Below are 18296 nucleotides of genomic sequence, written 5' to 3' on the forward strand. Positions count from 1 at the left end.
GCGTGGCCGACGAGAAGGAAACGCGAGCGCCCGTCCCCACGGAACTGGATCGCATCGATCGCGAGATCCTCGCTGAACTAACCCGGGACGGCCGCATGTCCGTCAGCCAGGTTGCTGAGAATGTCCACATCTCCCGCGCCCACGCCTACACGAGGATCAGCCGCCTCACGAATGACGGTGTGCTCAGGAAGTTCACAGCACTGGTGGACCCGATCAAGGTAGGGCGAAAGTCCTCGGCGTACGTGACGCTCAAGGTGGAACAGCGCTCGTGGCGGGAGCTCAAGGAGGCTCTCCGCGCACTTCCCGAGGTGGAGCACATTGCGCTGGTCGGCGGGGATTTCGACGTGATTCTGCTGGTCCGCGGGACGGACAATGCCGACCTGCGCCGCATCATTTTCGACCAGCTGCAGTCGATGTCAGGTGTCCTGGACACGCAGACCTTCCTGATCTTCGAAGATCTGGATAATCGGTAGGCCCGCGCCGGCTCAGTAATTTCCATCCGTCCACTCGTTGCGGAGTAATGCGGGTCACACTGACAATTCGTCCACTGAACCATTGCATGTGAAACTAAAGTTCCGCGCTTGCTCGGGAAAGCTGTCCAACAGGTGGCCCCGGGCGGATAATTGTTGGAAATAGTGATCCAGCAAGGACGGAACAATGATGATCTCCGCTCATCCCCAAGGGGAAGCCAACGCGCCCGCCGCAGATCCCATCGCTGAATCAGTGCGGAAGTTCGGCATCACGGTCGAGGATTACCTCCTCCCCGCACGCCATCCGATCCAGATGGTGAATCCTGACGGCAAACTGGTGCCCGCCGGCGAACAGGGAACCCAGCCCGGACATGAGTACCCGCTTCCGGGCGATGAAGCCTTGCTGGCAGCCTATGAGGAACTGGTCATCGGACGGCGGGTCAACGACCAGAACTCAGCCCTGGTTCGTCAGGGACGCATGGCTGTGTACCCGTCCAGCCACGGCCAGGAGGCCTGCCAGGTTGCGGCAGCACTGTGTCTCGCAGAGGGCGACTGGATGTTCCCGACGTACCGGGACTCCGTTGCAGTCATGACCCGCGGGGTTGATCCCGTGAAGGTCATGACCATCTTCCGCGGTGACTGGCACGGAGGGTATGACCCCTATGAGCGCAACGTCGGAATCCAGTCGACGCCGCTGACAACACAGCTTCTGCACGCTGTGGGTGTAGCCCACGCGGCCAAGCTGCGCGGCGAGGAAACGGTCGTTCTGGCCATGTGCGGCGACGGAGCCACCAGCGAGGGCGATTTTCATGAAGCCCTGAACTTCGCGGCTGTCTTCAGGCTCCCCGTCATCTTCTTCGTACAGAACAACAAGTACGCCATCTCCGTCCCCCTCGCGCATCAGTCCGTTGCTCCGTCGCTGGCACACAAGGCAGTGGGCTACGGGATGGCAGGTGAGCGCGTCGACGGCAACGACCTCGTCGCTCTGCTCGCTGTGCTGGGCCGTGCGGTGAAACTCGCCCGCGAAGGGTCGGGGCCGCTTCTCGTTGAGGCGCACACCTACCGCATGCAGGCCCATACCAATGCCGACGACGCCACCCGCTACCGCCAGGACAGTGAAGTCGCCGAATGGCAGGCCAAGGATCCCTTGACACGGATGAAGACCTATCTCACCGAGAAGGGTGTGCTGACTGAGCAAGTAGAGGCTCGGATAACGGACAGGGCTGAAGGAGTTGCTGGCCAGCTCCGTGAAGGACTCGGCGAAGACGTCCCGGTGGACCCCCAGAACCTCTTCAAGTACGTGTTTTCCACCCCCACCCCACAGCTCAAGGAACAGTCAGCCTTGCTCGCCGATGAGCTCTCCAGGGAAGAGGCCGCAGAATGAGCCCCACGATCACCACTTCCTCCGAGGCAAACGGCAACGTCAGTGCCGCAACCGCCACGGCTGCCGCCAGAGCCGCTGAATCCAGTAAAGGGCCTGAGTCCGTCACCCTCGCCAAGGCGCTCAATACGGCCATGTCCGACGCCATGCAGGAGAACGACGCCGTCATTGTGTTCGGCGAGGATGTCGGGCTGCTGGGCGGCGTCTTCCGCATCACCGATGGTCTGACCGAGACTTTCGGGGAACAGAGGTGTTTCGACACGCCGCTGGCGGAGTCCGGCATCGTCGGCATGGCAGTGGGCATGGCCATGAACGGCATGCGGCCGGTCATTGAAATGCAGTTCGACGCCTTCGCGTACCCCGCATTCGAGCAGATCGCCAGCCACGTCGCCAAGATGCATAACCGCACCCGGGGAGCGGTCAAACTGCCCATCGTGATCCGCATCCCCTACGCCGGAGGCATCGGCGGCGTCGAGCACCACTGTGACTCCTCCGAGGCCTACTATGCGCATACGGCCGGACTGAAGGTGTACGCACCGGCCACCGCCGCTGACGGCTACCGGATGCTCCGCGAGGCGATCGATTCCGATGACCCCGTGGTCTTCATGGAACCCAAGAAACTGTACTGGTCCAAGGACCTGGTGGACCTGGAAGCATTGCGCGAACAACATGTTGCCAATCGGGCAGCTGGCGTCGCCAGCGAGGGACGGGCTGCCGTTGCCCGAACCGGCACCGACGCCACCCTCATCGCCTACGGGCCGTCCGTACCGACGGCGTTAGCCGCAGCTGCCGCGGCCGCGGAGGAAGGCCGCTCCCTCGAGGTCATCGACGTCCGCTCCATCGTCCCCTTCGATGACGTGACGGTGAACGAGTCCGTCCGGAAGACGGGACGCGCCGTCGTCATCGCCGAAGCCCATGGCTTCGCGTCCGTAGCCTCGGAAATCGTGGCCCGGGTTCAGGAGAACTGTTTCCACCACCTGGCGGCTCCGATCCGGCGGGTGACGGGCTTCGATATCCCCTACCCCGCGCCAAAACTTGAGCACTACTACCTGCCCAGCGTCGATCGCATCCTCGACGCCGTCGACGACCTTCAGTGGGACGACTAATCATGAACGAAACGAACGTATTCCTCCTCCCCGACCTCGGCGAAGGTCTGACCGAAGCCGAACTGGTCACGTGGCTCGTCTCCGTTGGTGATGAAATCAGAGTCGATCAGCCGATCGCCGAGGTGGAAACGGCCAAGTCCATGGTCGAGGTGCCGTCGCCCTATGCGGGCACAGTGGCAGTTCTCCACGGAGAGCCCGGGCAGACTCTCGACGTCGGCAAGCCGCTCATTTCCGTGACAGCTGCCGGAGCTCCCGGTGCCGTTGCCCGCAAGCCGCTCGCCGATGAGAGCGCCACACCGGCAGCCGATGCTGCAGCAACGGCCTACCGGGAAGAGGAGAAGGCCGGTTCCGGCAACGTCCTGATCGGATACGGCACCCCCGGCGGCCACAGCCAGGCACGCCGGAGCCGGGCGCGCAGGGCCGGGTCCGGTGCACCCGCCAGCGCCGGCGCCAACGCCAGCACGACGACGACGGTCTCGCCTGGCGAAGGGAAGCGCATGGCTGTCAGCTCCCCACTTGTTCGGCGGATCGCGAAGGACAACGGCGTCGACCTTGGTTCCCTCCACGGAACCGGGCCCGCCGGCCTCATCACCCGCCGTGACGTCGAATCAGCCCTCTCCACGCCGCACGCGCCCGCCGTGCGAAGCTCGCAGGACCAGCCCGCCTCGGCGAGCACCACGCCCGCGTCGGCTGGCGGCTCAGCGGATCTGGACTCAAGGACCGGTCTTGACGTGTCTTCACGGACTCCGGTCAAGGGTGTGCGCAAGGCAGTGGCTGCCAATATGACCCGAAGCCGCCGGGAAATTCCGGAAGCCACGGTCTGGGTGGATGTGGATGCCACCGCATTGGTGGAACTCCGCGCCGATCTGAAGAAGCGGGACCCGGAGAACACGCCGGGGCTGCTCGCTTTCATCGCCCGCTTCGTTCTCTCGGGTCTGAAGAAGTATCCGGAGCTGAACACCCGTTACTCGGCGGAGAACGAGGAGGCGGAGATCATCGGCTTCGACGGGGTCAATCTCGGTTTCGCCGCCCAGACGGAGCGTGGTCTTGTGGTTCCGTCCATCCGTAACGCCGATCGTCTCAGCGCCCGCCAGCTCGATGCCGAGATCCGTCGCCTCAGCAGCGTCGCCCGGCAAGGGAAGGCCACTCCCGCGGAGCTGGGCAGCGGCACTTTCACGCTGAACAACTACGGAGTATTCGGCGTGGACGGATCAGCGGCCATCATCAACTACCCCGAGGTCGCTATCCTCGGTGTCGGCCGCATCATCGACCGGCCCTGGGTGGTCGACGGCGAACTCGCAATCCGCAAAATGGTTGAGCTTACGCTCGTCTTCGACCATCGCGTGTGCGACGGCGGAACTGCGGGCGGTTTCCTCCGGCACGTCGCGGACGCCATCGAGAGCCCGGCGTCAGCACTGGCGGATCTCTGACGTCCGACAGCCTTGTCCGTCTACACGCCCTCACCATCAGTCCCGAGGACGAAGAAGATGAAGGACAAGAAGGCTGTCTTCTCGCCGGTGAGGATGCGCGGTGGCAGGAGTTCATGGGGAGTGCCTGGGGATGGCGGTGGTTCGCTCACGGTGACTATGCGGTATCCCGCCGATGTGAAGGCATTGATCATCGCGTGCAGTGGTCGGTGCCAGAAGGTCAGGACCGCGGGCTGGCCATTGAACTCGTAGTCCTCCGAGTACTGCCGGATGGCGAAGTAGTCCTCGTCGGGTTGGGTGATCACGCTCACCGTGGGGTGGTTGACCGACAGGATCAAACGGCCCCCTGGCTTCAGCACACGCCTTAGCTCGGCAAGTGGTGCTGACCAGTCCTCCAAATAATGCAGGACCAAGGATGAGACAACATCGTCGAAGGAATCATCAGCGAAAGGAAGCGGCTTGCTGAGATCGGCCAGGCGCAGGCCCGCCGTCGGGCCCAAACGCTGTCGTGCCAGATCCAGCATGGCGGCACTGGAGTCGAAGCCGGTCACGGTAGCGCCTTTCGCGGCCAGCGCCGCGGACAGGGGTCCGGAGCCGCACCCCGCGTCAAGGATCCGGTGGCCCTCGACGTCACCGGCGAGGGCCGTCGCTTAGCTCACGCACGATATCGAGGTGACCGGCATGGGTGGATGTCTCGATGAGTACGCGGAACAGAACCTCTCGGCCGGTGGACATGGGCGGTGCGCTGAACTCGCTGGCCGGAGGCCACCAGCGCGGAGGCTCGTTCAGGTCTGTCCGAGCGAGGACCTCGTCGCTGGCCGCGATTTCATGCTGGTACATCCTGATCGCTTCTGCACCTGTCATCGGCTCGGACGCCCAGCCATTGTGAAGAGCGGCGATCGCCCTCGTTTCACCGCCGAGAACGGCGGAGATCCAAAACAGCTCGTCGTCGAACGCGAGGTGGTTCAACATCCGTGTCATCGTCCAGCCAGACGGGACCAGAGACCGACCCATCGCGGGTTCTGATATGCCGGTGACGGCTCTTAGTACGTGGGCTCGTTCCTTCACCAGCTGAGTCAGTAGTAAGTCATCATTCACGCTTTTGACTCGTATCCGATGAGCCAGCGGAGGCCGTATCGGTCCGTGACCTGCCCGTCTGAGCCTTCCCAGGGCCGTTGCACCAAGGGGTCGACAGCTGTTCCACCGACACACAACTTGTCGAACCATTGATGCAGAACTGCCGGTTCAGCTGTACCCAGCAGCGAAAGGGTGAGGCCTTCCACCCGTACCGGCTGCTCTCCGGTAGCAGCGTCTGAGCCAGCCAGGGCGACCACGCCGTCGAGGACGCCGTGCGCCACAGCGCTCGGTGGGCCATCGGTCCTCCCGAAGTCTTCATAGGAGTGCAGTGACAAGTCGCCCCCGAAAACGTCCCTGTAGAAACTCAGAGCTTCCTCGGCGGTTCCGGGAAAGTTGATGTAGATGAGAGGTGCAGCCATGGTGAGCACTCCTGACGCTTGTACGTGTTTTCGACCGATTAGTCGTTCAATACTTGATAGACGGATCGACTTCACGAAAGTCATCGCTGCGCCTGAAATTGGCGGAAGAATTCCTCACCGTGCCCCATAGGGCGCTAGGTGTGGTCGCGGTCATCCTGTCTCGACGTTCAGCCTGCACGTGCGGCGCCTCATGCCCTTCGGTTTGACATAACGACAATTATCGGCATAATAAAGGCCCTAGTCAGAAGGGGTTCCGAGTACCTAAGTCGTCGGAACTGAGGCGCGAACTCTCATGGAACGCTTTCCAACGTCAGAAACCAGGCTGTGCCCGGTCAACGCGAACTTGAGGCTTCTCAAGCGCAACTTGATCCCCGAGTACGGTGATCTTTGTAGCTGGCGACGGCCGGTGAACCCTTAACGATCCGCGTGGAACTCGACACCCACGACCGTGTCGGCCCCCTTGCCAGTGCCCTGAGCATCTTCCTCGGAACGGAACCGGCCGATACCGACCCGGAAGAACTGATCGCCGAAGCAGTCGCTGCCGCTAAGGGTGCCGATGTCGCCGTCGTCGTGGTGGGAACGAACTCGCGCGTCGAGTCGGAAGGCTACGACCGCACCACACTGGCGCTGCCCGGACTTCAGGACCGGCTGGTGTCCGCAGTAGCTGCCGCGAACCCACGGACCGTCGTCGTAGTGAATTCCGGCGCCCCGGTCCTTCTGCCCTGGCGGGATGAGGTTGCGGCCACTCTCATCGGATACTTCGGCGGACAAGAATTCGGCAACGCCATCGCCGGGGTCATCACCGGCCGTACCGAACCCGGCGGCCGGCTCCCAACAACCTGGCCCGCAACCCAGGAAGACGTCCCGGTCATCAACGTGGCCCCCGACGCCGATGGGAAACTCAGCTACGACGAGGGCATCCACATCGGGTACCGCGCATGGCTCAAATCCGACACCGCACCGGCCTACGAATTCGGTTCGGGGCTCGGATACACCACATGGACCATCGACGCCGTCGATGCTCCGGAGGGAGTGGTCGCCGGAGACAGCCTGCCTCTGCAGGTCACGGTGTCCAACACCGGATCCAGGCAGGGAAAGCAGGTCCTGCAGGTATACGCCGGAAAACATGATTCCGCCGTAGACCGCCCGGTTCGCTGGCTGGTCGCTTCCACCCCCGTGCTCGCCGATGCCGGCGCCACCGTGAAGACACAGATCGACGTCCCCACACGGCTGCTCGCTTACTGGAACAACGGATGGCAATACGAAGTGGGCACCTACCGTCTGCTCATCGGCACCAGCGTCGGGAACCTGCCCATGACCGCTGACATCAACCTCACAACACCGGACACCTCCTCCTAACCGACACCGGCACACCCACGCGAAGCGCCCTGAGCAGCACAAACCTCAGGACGCATCCAACCAGCCAAACCAGAACGACGTAAGGCCGGCCTCGATGCAGATTCCGTCGGACCGATACCAGATCCCTCAGCGTGCGCTTTCTCGTGCGTCCATTGTGACTTCACACTGTTTCGCGGTCGCGTCAGACGTAACGGATGCGCAACTGATGTATGAGCATCTCCGCCCTACCCATGACGTGGGTGTCCACTAGGAGAACATGAACGTCCGTGGGCACCTCTTCCCATGATCCTGACGCACTGGCCATGGCAACTTCTAGCTGCTTGAACCTGCTAACTCACACTGCAGGAGAGGCGGTTGTTGAGAGTGAGTTCAATTCTTGGGGTGCCGCATCAGGATTGGTGAAAGGGCCTTGTTGTACAAGGTTCTCGGGGATGCGTCCGGCAGCTAGTGCTTCGATTTGCCGTATCAGTAGTTTCTGGATGCGCGGTTCGAAGGCGGAGGCGTTTCCGCCTACGTGGGGAGTGATGAGTGCGTTGTTCGCCCGCCACAGACGGTGCGTAGCGGGAAGTGGCTCCGGATCCATGACGTCGAGTGCGCAATGTAGTCGGCCAGAGAGCACTTCAGCTGTGAGGGCATCTGTATCGATCACGGCGCCACGCCCAACGTTTACGACGAGCGCCCCGTCTGGGAGAGCTGCCAGTAGGCGGTCATTGACAAGATGCTTCGTTCCGGCTGTGAGCGGAGTAGCAGCCAGGAGGATGTCATGATCAGGTGCCAAGTGGATCAGTTCTTCGGCACCATGGATGTGGCCGGCGTCGTCGTTGCGAGCTGAAGATCCGACTCTGGTCAATTCAACCTCAAACGGCGCCAAGCGACTGGCGATCGCTTTTCCTATTCCTCCGACTCCTATCAGCAGGACCTTCCTGTCTGCCAGAGAAGGACGTCGCTCCGGGCGCCACCTTCGGGTCAGCCGGTCCCGGGCGGCTACGTCAATTCCACGCAGTTTGGCAATGATCAAACCAACGGCCAATTCTGCGGTGGCTGCGGCATGAACACCTTGTGCGTTGGCGACGGCGACGTTGTTCCCGGCGGCTTCCCTGATCCCGTCGAAACCGGTGGACTGCGCTTGGACGAACTTCAGATTCGGTACCTGTTTCAACGATCCAAGTACTTCCCCGGCATTCAGATATGGAAGAACGACACCGTGGATCTCGCTCAGATCAACCCCCTGTGGATCCGACTTCATATCCCACACCGCTGTGCGGATCCCCTCAGGCGTACGGCCGAGATTGGCGAGGGTTTCCTGATCTGGGAGCGTTACTGTGTTGACGAGCTTCATTTTGCCTCCGAAAGCGGTAATTCACGATTGGTTATCGGCGTGGTCAGGTCGCGGTGTCAAATCTGAGCAGCACTTTGCCCGATGTAGCGGCGTCCTTCGCGATGGAGAAGGCCTCCAACGCCTGCGCAACGGGAAATTCATGCGTTATCGCTGCCGAGATTTGGAGTGTGCCGTCCGCAAGCGCAGAGATGGCCTCGTTGATTTCTTCGTTGAACCGGAAGGAACCGACAAGTTCGAGTTCCCGGGTGATTGCCAGGGACATGGGAACCGGTTGATCGCCTGTCGGAAGCAGTCCAACCATGACAACCCTTCCGCCGCGCGTTGCGCCTCGAATGGCTGAGGAGAGCCCTCGGTGGTTTCCCGAGGATTCGATAACCACGTCGGCTTCCGTTGCTGCGATGGCTTCGATATCGGTTGCGAGAATAGTCCGAGTCGCGCCGAGCGCTCGGGCTATTTCTAGCGGTTTCTCGAACATGTCGACGGCTGTTATGTTCCTCGCGCCAGCCCTTTTCAGTGCAGCTACTATGAGTGCTCCGATGGGCCCGCTTCCTACCACGAGCGCATCTTTCCCTCGGACGTCGCCGGCGCGCCCGACAGCATGCAGTGCAACGCTGGCGGGTTCGATGAGAGCGGCCGTGCGTAGTGGGACTTCCGGTGGCACCGGCCGGAGCATTCGGGTGGGCAACACTGCGTAGCGGGAGAACACTCCATTGGTGTGCGGGAACTGCGCCGCGCTGCCGAGGTAGGTGCATCCCGGCGACAGGTTTGGGCGGTTTGGTGGGTATCTCACGGAACCGTCGCCAGGAGTGGCGGGATGAACTGCTACTGGGGTCCCGGCGGATGGGCCGGTTCCATCGGCTGCGGCTTCGATGACAGTTCCTACGACTTCGTGACCAAGCACCATCGGTTCTCGTAGTATGGATTCACCTGCTGCCCCGTGCATCCAGTAGTGAAGATCGGAACCGCAAACACCGCCGTAGGCGATTTCCACTGTCGCTTCGTCCTGCCGTGGGGCAGCTAAAGAAATCGGTTCTACGCGAAGGTCGCCGGCACCGTGGGCGATCACGGCAAGGGCGGACCGTTGGATGGGGACGTTTTGGGTGGCGGCATCCGGTGTAACCGGCCGCGCCTGCCTTCCGGCGAGGGGAGCCTCAGACGACAACTGACATCCCTCCGTCGATAAAAATTGTTTGTCCGTTGACATAGTCGGAGGCGCTGGAAGCCAGCCATACGGCTGGGCCGATGAGGTCCTCGGCTTTTCCCCATCGGGCCGCGGGCGTTCGCCCGAGGATCCATTTGTTGAACTGCTCATCGTCGACCAGGCTCTGGGTCATTTCCGTGTGGATGTACCCTGGGGCGAGACCGTTGATCTGCAGGCCGTGCGAGGCCCATTCCGCCGTCATGGCTCGGGTCAGGTTTCTTAGCCCGCCCTTTGAGGCTACGTAGGGTGCGATCGTTGGACGTGCAAGGTCGGTCTGTATGGAACAGATGTTGATGATTTTACCGCGCCCACGAGGAATCATCTGGCGAGCAGTTTCTCGTCCTACAAGGAACGCGCTGGTCAGGTTGGTGGCGAGCACACGTTCCCAGTCCGCCAGTTCCAGGTCCAGCATGGGAACCCGATGTTGGACGCCCGCATTGTTGACGAGGATCTCCAGGGGGCCAACTGCATCCTCGATGTCCTGCACCCCTTCTGCTACAGCGTCGGGGGAAGTGACATCGAAGGCAGAGACATGCACGCGTCCGGATCCGAAGCGCTCCGCAAATCCGTCACGGGTTCTTTCGAGGGCTTCCTGGTTCCGACCGTTGAGGACGACTTTGGCTCCTGCTTCTAGGAGACCGGAAGCGATCGCCTTTCCGATCCCCCGGCTACTCCCCGTAACCAGGGCAATATTGTCCGTTAGATCGAAGGCTCCGCTGTGACCGCTCATGAGCGGCGGTCGAAGGTAAGGCCGCCGGGCACCTGGAAAGTAGGCATCAGTTCGAGCAGACCGACGTTGACGTGCCGTGGGGTCTCAACGGCATAATCAACAGCATTGACGATGTCATCCGTCGTGAGCGACTCATAGCCCTCGTAGTACGTCTGCCAGGCTTCCTGCATCGCTTCGGGTGTGCCGCCGAGATTACGGCCAAAGATTTCTGTTTCCACCCGTCCTGGGCAGATCTCCGTGACCCGGATCCTCTTCCCGACGGTATCGTTCCGCAGCTGACGGCTTATTTGATGAACTGCGGCCTTGGTCGCGTGATAGGCAGTATGACCGTAGAAGTTGTACAGACCCGCAATCGAACTGATGTTGATCACATGGCCGCGGTCCCTGTCAACCATGCCGGGCAAAACCAATCTGGTGAGCTGAAGGAGGCTGCGGAGGTTGACGTCCACAATTTCGTCCAGATCCTGTTCGGAGGAATCAAGGATGTTTCCGGGCCGGGACACCCCGGCGCAGTTGACTAGTACATCAATCTCCAGGCCCTCCACAGCGTTAGTCAGCGCGGTGGAATCGGTGATATCGAGGACGTGAGGGATTGCCCCCGTACGATCCGAAAGCTCCTTCAGCCGCTCCTCGTTACGGGCCGCTACATGTACGCTGAGTCCCCGCTTACTTAGGCGCTCCGCGATCGCGGCTCCCATCCCGGTTGATGCGCCGGTCACGAAGGCAGTTCGGTAATCGGAAAAAGACATGGTGTTTCCTTAGCTTCTAAGTGTGTTGAGTTTCAGGCGGAATGACGGGCAGCGCCTGCAGGTCTTGTTTTACTTACGCGTCACGTAAGGGTTCGTGTGCCCGGTCCTTGACCGTGCTGACTGCTGCGAGCGTGCCAAGCGCAGTCAGCACAGCGTAGAAGGCGGGCATATAAATGTTTCCTGTGCTACCGATCAGCCAGGTCATCAGGAGGGGCGCCGTACCACCGAAGAGAGCGGATGAGATGTTGTAGCCGAGCCCGTAAGCGGAGTACCTCACGCGGGTGGGAAATAGTTCCACGATAAGGATATGAATCACAGCTGTGTGACCGGCGAACACGATGGCCATGATGGAGGCGCCCAGGATGGCAAGGCCCATGCTTCCCGTGGCAATGAGTGCGTAGCAGGGGATGCCTACGATGGCCATGGCGATGGCAGCGCCGGCAATGACTTTCTTGCGACCGATCCTGTCCGACAGTGCTCCCATACAGGGAATCGCGGCACAGATCACCACGAGGCTACACGCCGTCACAATTAGCGCTTCTCCGATGGTGAAGTTCAATTGCTCGCCCTTGAGGAAGGTGGGCATGTAAGAGAAAAGGACGTAGTATCCGGACCCGTTCATCAGCGGAATGAACAGCGCTAGGAGCATCGCCCGGCGGTGCACCGGCGAGGCGAAAGACTCTTTCAGGGGGTTTTGCGACAGCCCTCCCTCTTCCTTGAGCTTCTCAAAGTTGGGTGTGTCATTGATCGCCTTGCGGATGTACCACCCGATCACACCCATAGGTATGGCTACGAGGAACGGTATGCGCCACGCCCAGGACCCGAATCCGCCACCGTTGATGGCTTCTTCTGTGAGCCACGGCGACATTGCGAAGGCGACCAGTGTTCCTGTGAGCAGGGCCGCGAATGAAGCGATCTGAGCGTAGGAAGTGATGATGCCGCGCTTGCCATGTGGTGCGTGCTCAGCCAGGAAGGTCATTGCGCCTGCCGCTTCACCACCAACGGAGAAACCCTGAAGGAGGCGCAGGACTACTAGCAGGATCGGAGCAGCGATACCAATGGCGGCATAGGGAGGTAGGAGGCCAATGCCAGCGGTTGCCACACTGATGAGCATGATGACGAATACCAGCAGTTTCTGCCTGCCAATTCGATCCCCCAAGTACCCGCATACAACGGCGCCCAGCGGTCTGACAAAGAAGGAAACTGCATAACCCGCGAAGACGAACAGGAGCGCATTGTCGGGATTGCCAGGCGCAAGGAAGACCAGCGCCAGGGTCCCTGCCATGAACGCGAAGATGCCGTTGTCGTACAGCTCAACGAAGATGCCCACACAGCCAGCAGTCACAACTTTCCGCGTCTGCTTGGCGTTCAGGGCGCCCCCTTGAGAGTCGGCCGCTCTGGTTGTCGTTGACATGTGTTTCCTTCGGTTTTTCTACTTTAGAAGTAATAGGTGGTTGTGTCAGCCGCACGCCGGCAAGGGCACCTCGACCGGTCCCGCCTCGTCGGCCATCCCAAGCGCTTCGAAAATCGCGTTCACGGACGCGCGAAGGGATGCAAGCTGATCCATGGAGCGTCGGTAAGCTGCCGTTGCAGCCGCAACGGTTGTGGGTTTGAAGCGCACAGCGTCACCGGGCCTTGCTTGAGCAAGAGAGTCAAGCCCCAGACGGGTCACCACGGCGAGCACCGGGTAGCCGGCAGTAACCCCTCGGCCTCGGTGAAGAACCAGGAGTTCTTCGCGTGAAGGCACTTCTATGGCACCAACCGGCACACCCCGTGAGAGCACTTCCCCGGAGCTCTGCCTTTCGGGTAAAGCTCCGGAAAGCCTCAACCCGATGTGGTTGCTTCTACTTCCCACTTGGTACACACCGGAAAACAACAGTTCACCGGATGTTCCGAAGTCGGACTTGTCTGGTCCATCAGTAACTTCAATGAGGTGATCCCGGTCCATCCTGGGCCGTTCCAGGCGGAGCCGGAACAGCGGTAGATCGAAGTGCGGGTGGCGAAGAGGTTGCACGGTGCGTCGGGCATCAAGGATGGTCCCCTCCCCTAGCTGCATGCCGAATCCCACCACCGTGTCCGGCGCGCAACTACCGAGAAGCATGGGAGCTTCTACGGAGCCGTGAATTGCGAGATAAGCGCGGAGTCCAGCGTGTATTCCGCGTATGACAACCTGATCCCCTGCTCGGGCGGACACTGGCTCCCACTGCTTGCACGCCCTGCCACCGACCATGAGTTGCAAGGATGCCCCCGTGACAGCGATCAGGACGTCTGTCTGCGGGATCATCCGGAAGTCCAGCGCTGTGATTTCGATGAGCGGAGCATTATCAACGTTGCCGACGAGGATGTTAGCGGCACGGGCTGAGTACTGGTCGAGCGCGCCGTTCACCGGGAGCCCGAATTTCGGTCCAGCGGAGCGGCCGAGGTCGGTAATCACCGAAAGCCCGGGTTGGGTGATTAGGATTTGCCCGCTCATCCTTTCGGCTCCATTTTCCGTCCCTCGTGCAGCTTGTATTCGTCAATGGACACTGCTTCGAAGTGCAGGAGGTCACCGGGCCGGTAGGGAACAAGAGAGGGCCCTTCAATATCCAGCACCCTCAGAGGAGTCTGTCCAATGACACACCATCCGCCCGGCGCGACGGCCGGGGCTATGACGGCTTGGCGGCCCGCGACGGATACCGCTCCAGCGGGCACACTGACCCGGGGATCCTTAAGGCGCGGGACTGGCTTGGGGAAATCCGGCCCGTCCATCATTGGTGATCCCGCCGGCGCACCAAGACAGCGGACCGTGTAGGTCTTGCCTGAGTGAAGTGCAATCACTTCTTCTGGCGAGATGCCCTGATGGGCGGCGACTCGCTCGAGGTCCGGCCCAAAGGATCCTCCGTATACTACCGGGACAACAAACTCCCGGGGAGACGTACCGTCCTGTGATCGTTCATCGCGCAGACCCAGCCCGACGAAGGCTCGAACCTGGCGCGCCGAGATGACGAAGGGGTCAAACTCCACCAGCACCGAGTCATAAGTGGGCACCGCTGCGAGGATGCCTTCTGCACCGCACTCTTCCAGCCAGTTCGCCAACCCATGTACAGTCAACCAGTTGTCCTCCGTATTGGAGGACGCCGCTTCGACCCGGATGGCCGCGTCTCCGCACTCCTGAATTGCGACATGCTCTGCACGTACGCGTGACATCTCTGGGCCGCCTTCTACTTCGCGTCCAGGACGTCGCGAACCGGAGCGATGCGCACCCCTGCAGCCTCGAGCTCTTTGCGGATCAGCCGGGCGAGGTCCACCGCACCGGGGTTGTCTCCGTGCAGCAGAATGCTGTCAGCGTTGACCTCCACATCAGCACCGGAGGCGCTCTCGATCATCCCGTCGCACACCATCCGGACGGTCCGATCGACAATGTGCCGCGGGTCGTGCAGGACTGCACCGGGTTGATTTCGTGGCACGAGAGTGCCGTCGTCCTGATAGGCCCGGTCAACTATGCCGACAATCGCCACCCGCAACCCATGACGGCGGGCTGCCATCGAAAGCTCACCTTCCTGCGCAACGATTACCATGCTGTCATCGACGCCGGCTACGGCGCATGCAACCGAATCCGCGTAATCGGCTCTTACCGCGACGAGGTTCCCTAGCCTGCCATGCGGTGCGACGTGCGAAACCGTGCCACCGTGGTGAGCGGCAAAAGCCGTCAGTGCCCCAACCTGATATGTGGTATCCGTTCGGACTTCATCGGAGCTGAGCTCCATTGTTCGCCTGCCGAACCCTCTGAGATCCGGGAAGCTCGGGTGTGCACCAATCCCAACGCCTCGACGCACACATTCTGCGACAGTTCTGTCCATGATGTCCGGATCGCCGGCATGGAACCCGCATGCGATGTTGGCACTCGAGACGATCTCTAGCAACTGCTCGTCGTTGCCCATCGCGTAGGCACCGAATCCCTCGCCAAGGTCGGCTACCAGGTCAATCATTTGATTCACCGTTACCACTTCCTGAAATATATATTGTTTCGAGCGCCTCAGCCGGGAGGTTCGGTGAGAACTTATTGGCAGGTTGTATGGAAACCGATTCGGGCCGAATAATACAATCAATCGTTGCACTGCCTGAATCGGGAGACAAAGACCTATTTGATATGTCCGGATAGCAATCCGATATGCCCGGTTCTATAGAGCTTTTCGCAGGCCCATTACTCGTTCCACGATCACTACAACAAGGAGGGAAAAGAGGATGAGGATGACCGAAAGAGCCGCTACTGCAGCGTCCGCCGAGTTCTCCACGTAGCGAAGAACCTGCACCGGGAGGGTAGGCAGCCCGGATTCCGCGACGAAGAGTGCTATCACAGCCTCGTCGAACGAGACGATGAAAGCTATGACGCCGCCAGCAATCACTCCTGGTTGGATAATGGGCAGAGTCACTCGACGGAACACAGTCCAAGGGCCGGCCCCGAGCACTCGAGCAGCCGATTCACAGGACGTGTCTGAGGTTGCCAGGCTCATCAACGTGGTCCTGACGACGAAGGGGAAGGTGATTGCGACGTGCCCGATAATGATTCCCGCGTAGGTATTCGTTAAGCCGAGCGGGCTGAACAGTAACACCATGCCGAGGCCGAGCACGATGCTCGGAACAAGAAGAGGCGAGAGGAAGAAGGACAGTACTGCGCCGGTGCTTTTAAACTTGTACCTGTCTATCGCCAGTGCCGCGGGCACGCCGATTAGAAGGACTATCACCGTGACGGCTGCGGCCACGATGAGGCTGACCTTCATGCCTTCTGTGAAGGCACGCTGTTCGGGCAATGCCTTGTACCAATCCAGGGTGAAGCCATCTGGTGGGAACGACAGAAACTGGTTGGATGCGAATGAAATGACGAAGACTATGATCAGCGGAGCTAGTAGGAAAAGGTACAGAAAAAATACCAGGACCCCGAATAGCGGTTTCGCTAGATTGACTCGTGGTTTGAATTCGCGAATTTCGCTCATCACTGGTCTCCAAGCTTCTTTGTTACCCGCTGATATAGCGCGACGATTGCGCCGAAGAGGATTAGCAGGATTACCGATAGGGCAGCTGCGAATGGCCAGTTGAGCAAGCCGGTTGTTTGGTCATAGATCTCCGTTGCCAGCACCTGGACCACACCTCCACCTAGGAGCCTTGGAGTGATGAACGTGCTGATCGACAGTACGAAGACCATGAGGAAGGCAGTGAGGATACCCGGAAGGCTCAGAGGCAGCGTTACCCGGAGGAATACCTTCCACCGGCTGGCGCCAAGTGACCCGGCGGCCTCTTCAAGCTGCGTATTGAGGCGCCCGAAGCCGGAGATCATCGCGAGTATCGCGTAGGGCATGAATATTTCGACCAGCCCTATCGTTACCCCGGTCATGTTGTTGGCCAAGTTCAACGGTGTTTCGATGACTCCGAGCCCTTGCAACGAAGAGTTCACCAGACCGTTTGTTCCTAGGATCACCATCCATCCATAGGTTCGCACGACAGCTGAGGTGAGCAACGGTGCGATCGCGATCGCCATCAAGATGCCGCGCCACTTGCTCGTCGTCCGTGCTAGGAAGAGCGCGATGGGATACGAGACGAGCACGCAGAGGAGTCCGACCACTACGCCCATGCGGAACGTATCGAGTGTCACGTTCCAGTAGTAAGGATCCGAGAGGGGCTGTGCGTAAGTGTCGAGGGTAAAAGTCTCCTCGACCACGCCGTCGGGGGCTCCCCTATTGAATGACATCCGGATCATGTAGACCAGCGGGAATACGAAACTTACTAGCAGTCCTAGCAGCGCTGGCAACAGCAAGATCAGGTAGGTGCGCCGGTCGCGGGTAGCTTTTGCCCGTTCAAGCTCTCCTTCCCCTTTCGGCCGAAAATCCTTCCTTTCCTGCGCCAACGTGCTCACTGTGCACCAGCTTCAGCAGTAGACTCCGGGATCAGGTAGGCGTCAGCCGGCTCCCAGCTCAGATATGCGGAGTCACCGAGCTGCGGAACCTCGGCGCTTGAGGTGAGAAGTTGCGCGTCAATTACCTGTCCGGCGAGATTGATTGAGAGCCCGAGCATGTCACCGGTGTAACTGATGCGCTCTATTGTTCCCGCCAACGGGTCGTGCTCTGGTTTTGCCTGCAGGGCGACTTTCAGGCGGTGCGGTCGTATGACCAGCTCCTGGGATGTGCCGGTTAGCCCGGGCTGGCCGACAGCGCCGCACCGGCCGAGTCCTGGAACCTGCACCTTGTAGAAACGCTCGTTGTCGGATGCCGGCCCGTCCTCGGACAACACTGTCGCCTTAAGGAAGTTGGCCTGGCCGATGAAATTAGCTACAAAGCGTGTGTGGGGTCGCTCGTAGACTTCGGTTGGTGAGCCGAATTGTTCAATAAGGCCGCCGTTCATGACGGCAATACGATCCGCCATGTCCAACGCTTCGTCCTGATCGTGGGTAACGAAAAGCGTGGTCGCTCGCGTCCGCTGCTGGATAGACCTGATTTCACTGCGCATGGTCTCGCGAAGCTTCGCATCCAGGTTGGACAAAGGTTCATCGAGGAGGAGGAGGGTGGGCTCCACAACAAGCGCACGCGCCAGGGCTATGCGTTGCTGCTGGCCACCAGAAAGTTCTCGTACCCGTCGCTTGGCGAGGTGGCCGAGCTGGACCATGTCCAGCGCCTCTTCAACCCGTCGGCGCTGTTCGGCACCCGACACTTTCCTCATCTGTAGGCCGAACGCGACGTTCTCAGCAACGTCCATGTGCGGGAACAACGCGTAGGACTGGAAAACCATGCCCATTCCGCGCTTGTTCACGGGAGTGTGCGTGATGTCGTTGCCGTCAACGATGATAGAGCCGGCAGTTGGATCCATCAGGCCTGCAACCATTCGCAGGGTTGTGGTTTTTCCGCAGCCCGACGGGCCAAGCAGCGCAACGAGGTGCCCCTCCTCGACGTGCATGTTTAGTCGGTTGACGGCTGGTTCCATCCCCGGCGCGTACCTCTTGGTCAGGTCGACGATGGACAGTTTGGAAGCATTCATAATGTTGGGTCTCCTGCAGCGGACGCGATAGCG

General features: G+C 60.6%; 19 protein-coding genes. 5 read left to right on the forward strand and 14 right to left on the reverse strand.

Annotated features, from left to right (window positions below):
* Window positions 1–2: 2 nt before the first annotated feature.
* The 4 genes from M1D74_RS15645 to M1D74_RS15660 all read left to right on the forward strand — a co-directional run bounded on the left by M1D74_RS15645 (window position 3) and on the right by M1D74_RS15660 (window position 4387).
* Window positions 3–473, forward strand: a complete 471-nt coding sequence (locus tag M1D74_RS15645) for an Lrp/AsnC family transcriptional regulator (protein WP_458115909.1) — start codon at window positions 3–5, stop codon at window positions 471–473.
* A 184-nt stretch (window positions 474–657) separates the two neighbouring features.
* A complete protein-coding gene (locus M1D74_RS15650; RefSeq protein WP_458115910.1) occupies window positions 658–1854 on the forward strand; it encodes a thiamine pyrophosphate-dependent dehydrogenase E1 component subunit alpha in 1197 nt (398 codons plus the stop codon).
* Complete coding sequence (locus M1D74_RS15655; protein ID WP_458115911.1) at window positions 1851–2957, forward strand: alpha-ketoacid dehydrogenase subunit beta; 1107 nt, start codon at window positions 1851–1853, stop codon at window positions 2955–2957. The genes M1D74_RS15650 and M1D74_RS15655 overlap by 4 nt, the downstream gene beginning before the upstream one ends.
* Window positions 2958–2959: 2 nt before the next feature.
* The gene (locus tag M1D74_RS15660; protein WP_458115912.1) at window positions 2960–4387 is read left to right on the forward strand and encodes a dihydrolipoamide acetyltransferase family protein; all 1428 of its coding nucleotides are present in this window, start codon (window positions 2960–2962) and stop codon (window positions 4385–4387) included.
* A gap of 20 nt (window positions 4388–4407) precedes the next feature.
* On the opposite strand, the gene M1D74_RS15665 is transcribed toward M1D74_RS15660, so the two are convergent.
* The 3 genes from M1D74_RS15665 to M1D74_RS15675 are packed head-to-tail and all read right to left on the reverse strand — an operon-like array spanning window position 4408 to window position 5880.
* The gene (locus tag M1D74_RS15665; protein ID WP_458117197.1) at window positions 4408–4998 is read right to left on the reverse strand and encodes a class I SAM-dependent methyltransferase; all 591 of its coding nucleotides are present in this window, start codon (window positions 4996–4998) and stop codon (window positions 4408–4410) included.
* A 16-nt stretch (window positions 4999–5014) separates the two neighbouring features.
* Entirely contained in the window at window positions 5015–5596 is a 582-nt protein-coding gene (locus tag M1D74_RS15670) for a mycothiol transferase (protein WP_458117198.1), read from the reverse strand.
* Complete coding sequence (locus tag M1D74_RS15675; protein WP_458115913.1) at window positions 5479–5880, reverse strand: VOC family protein; 402 nt, start codon at window positions 5878–5880, stop codon at window positions 5479–5481. The genes M1D74_RS15670 and M1D74_RS15675 overlap by 118 nt, the downstream gene beginning before the upstream one ends.
* Before the next feature lie 426 nt (window positions 5881–6306).
* Here M1D74_RS15675 and M1D74_RS15680 point away from each other — a divergent pair, with 426 nt between their 5' ends.
* Window positions 6307–7239 carry a glycoside hydrolase family 3 C-terminal domain-containing protein gene (locus M1D74_RS15680; RefSeq protein ID WP_458115914.1) on the forward strand — a complete coding sequence of 311 codons (933 nt, stop codon included), beginning with the start codon at window positions 6307–6309 and terminating at the stop codon, window positions 7237–7239.
* A 334-nt stretch (window positions 7240–7573) separates the two neighbouring features.
* Here the strand turns inward: M1D74_RS15680 and M1D74_RS15685 are convergent, their stop codons facing one another.
* From M1D74_RS15685 to M1D74_RS15735, 11 genes are all read right to left on the reverse strand, one after another.
* The gene (locus M1D74_RS15685; RefSeq protein ID WP_458115915.1) at window positions 7574–8578 is read right to left on the reverse strand and encodes a 2-hydroxyacid dehydrogenase; all 1005 of its coding nucleotides are present in this window, start codon (window positions 8576–8578) and stop codon (window positions 7574–7576) included.
* Window positions 8579–8621: 43 nt separating this feature from the next.
* Window positions 8622–9665, reverse strand: coding sequence for an L-idonate 5-dehydrogenase (locus M1D74_RS15690; RefSeq protein ID WP_458117199.1), 1044 nt, complete (start codon window positions 9663–9665; stop codon window positions 8622–8624).
* Between the two features lie 64 nt (window positions 9666–9729).
* Complete coding sequence (locus M1D74_RS15695; RefSeq protein ID WP_458115916.1) at window positions 9730–10509, reverse strand: SDR family NAD(P)-dependent oxidoreductase; 780 nt, start codon at window positions 10507–10509, stop codon at window positions 9730–9732.
* A complete protein-coding gene (locus tag M1D74_RS15700; RefSeq protein WP_458115917.1) occupies window positions 10506–11258 on the reverse strand; it encodes an SDR family oxidoreductase in 753 nt (250 codons plus the stop codon). Before M1D74_RS15700 ends, M1D74_RS15695 begins: the two co-directional genes overlap by 4 nt.
* 73 nt (window positions 11259–11331) lie before the next feature.
* Window positions 11332–12672 carry an MFS transporter gene (locus tag M1D74_RS15705; protein ID WP_458115918.1) on the reverse strand — a complete coding sequence of 447 codons (1341 nt, stop codon included), beginning with the start codon at window positions 12670–12672 and terminating at the stop codon, window positions 11332–11334.
* Between the two features lie 45 nt (window positions 12673–12717).
* Complete coding sequence (locus tag M1D74_RS15710; RefSeq protein ID WP_458115919.1) at window positions 12718–13731, reverse strand: 5-oxoprolinase subunit C family protein; 1014 nt, start codon at window positions 13729–13731, stop codon at window positions 12718–12720.
* Window positions 13728–14444 (reverse strand): 5-oxoprolinase subunit B family protein, encoded by a 717-nt coding sequence (locus tag M1D74_RS15715; protein ID WP_458115920.1) that lies wholly within the window; start codon window positions 14442–14444, stop codon window positions 13728–13730. Before M1D74_RS15715 ends, M1D74_RS15710 begins: the two co-directional genes overlap by 4 nt.
* Window positions 14445–14458: 14 nt before the next feature.
* Complete coding sequence (locus M1D74_RS15720) at window positions 14459–15226, reverse strand: LamB/YcsF family protein (protein ID WP_458115921.1); 768 nt, start codon at window positions 15224–15226, stop codon at window positions 14459–14461.
* Window positions 15227–15418: 192 nt separating this feature from the next.
* On the reverse strand, window positions 15419–16231 hold the full coding sequence (locus tag M1D74_RS15725; RefSeq protein ID WP_458115922.1) for an ABC transporter permease: 813 nt from the start codon (window positions 16229–16231) through the stop codon (window positions 15419–15421).
* Complete coding sequence (locus M1D74_RS15730; protein ID WP_458115923.1) at window positions 16231–17148, reverse strand: ABC transporter permease; 918 nt, start codon at window positions 17146–17148, stop codon at window positions 16231–16233. Before M1D74_RS15730 ends, M1D74_RS15725 begins: the two co-directional genes overlap by 1 nt.
* Window positions 17145–18263, reverse strand: coding sequence for an ABC transporter ATP-binding protein (locus tag M1D74_RS15735; RefSeq protein WP_458115924.1), 1119 nt, complete (start codon window positions 18261–18263; stop codon window positions 17145–17147). The genes M1D74_RS15730 and M1D74_RS15735 overlap by 4 nt, the downstream gene beginning before the upstream one ends.
* Window positions 18264–18296 lie beyond the last annotated feature (33 nt).

The sequence above is a fragment of the Arthrobacter sp. D2-10 genome (assembly GCF_054161285.1).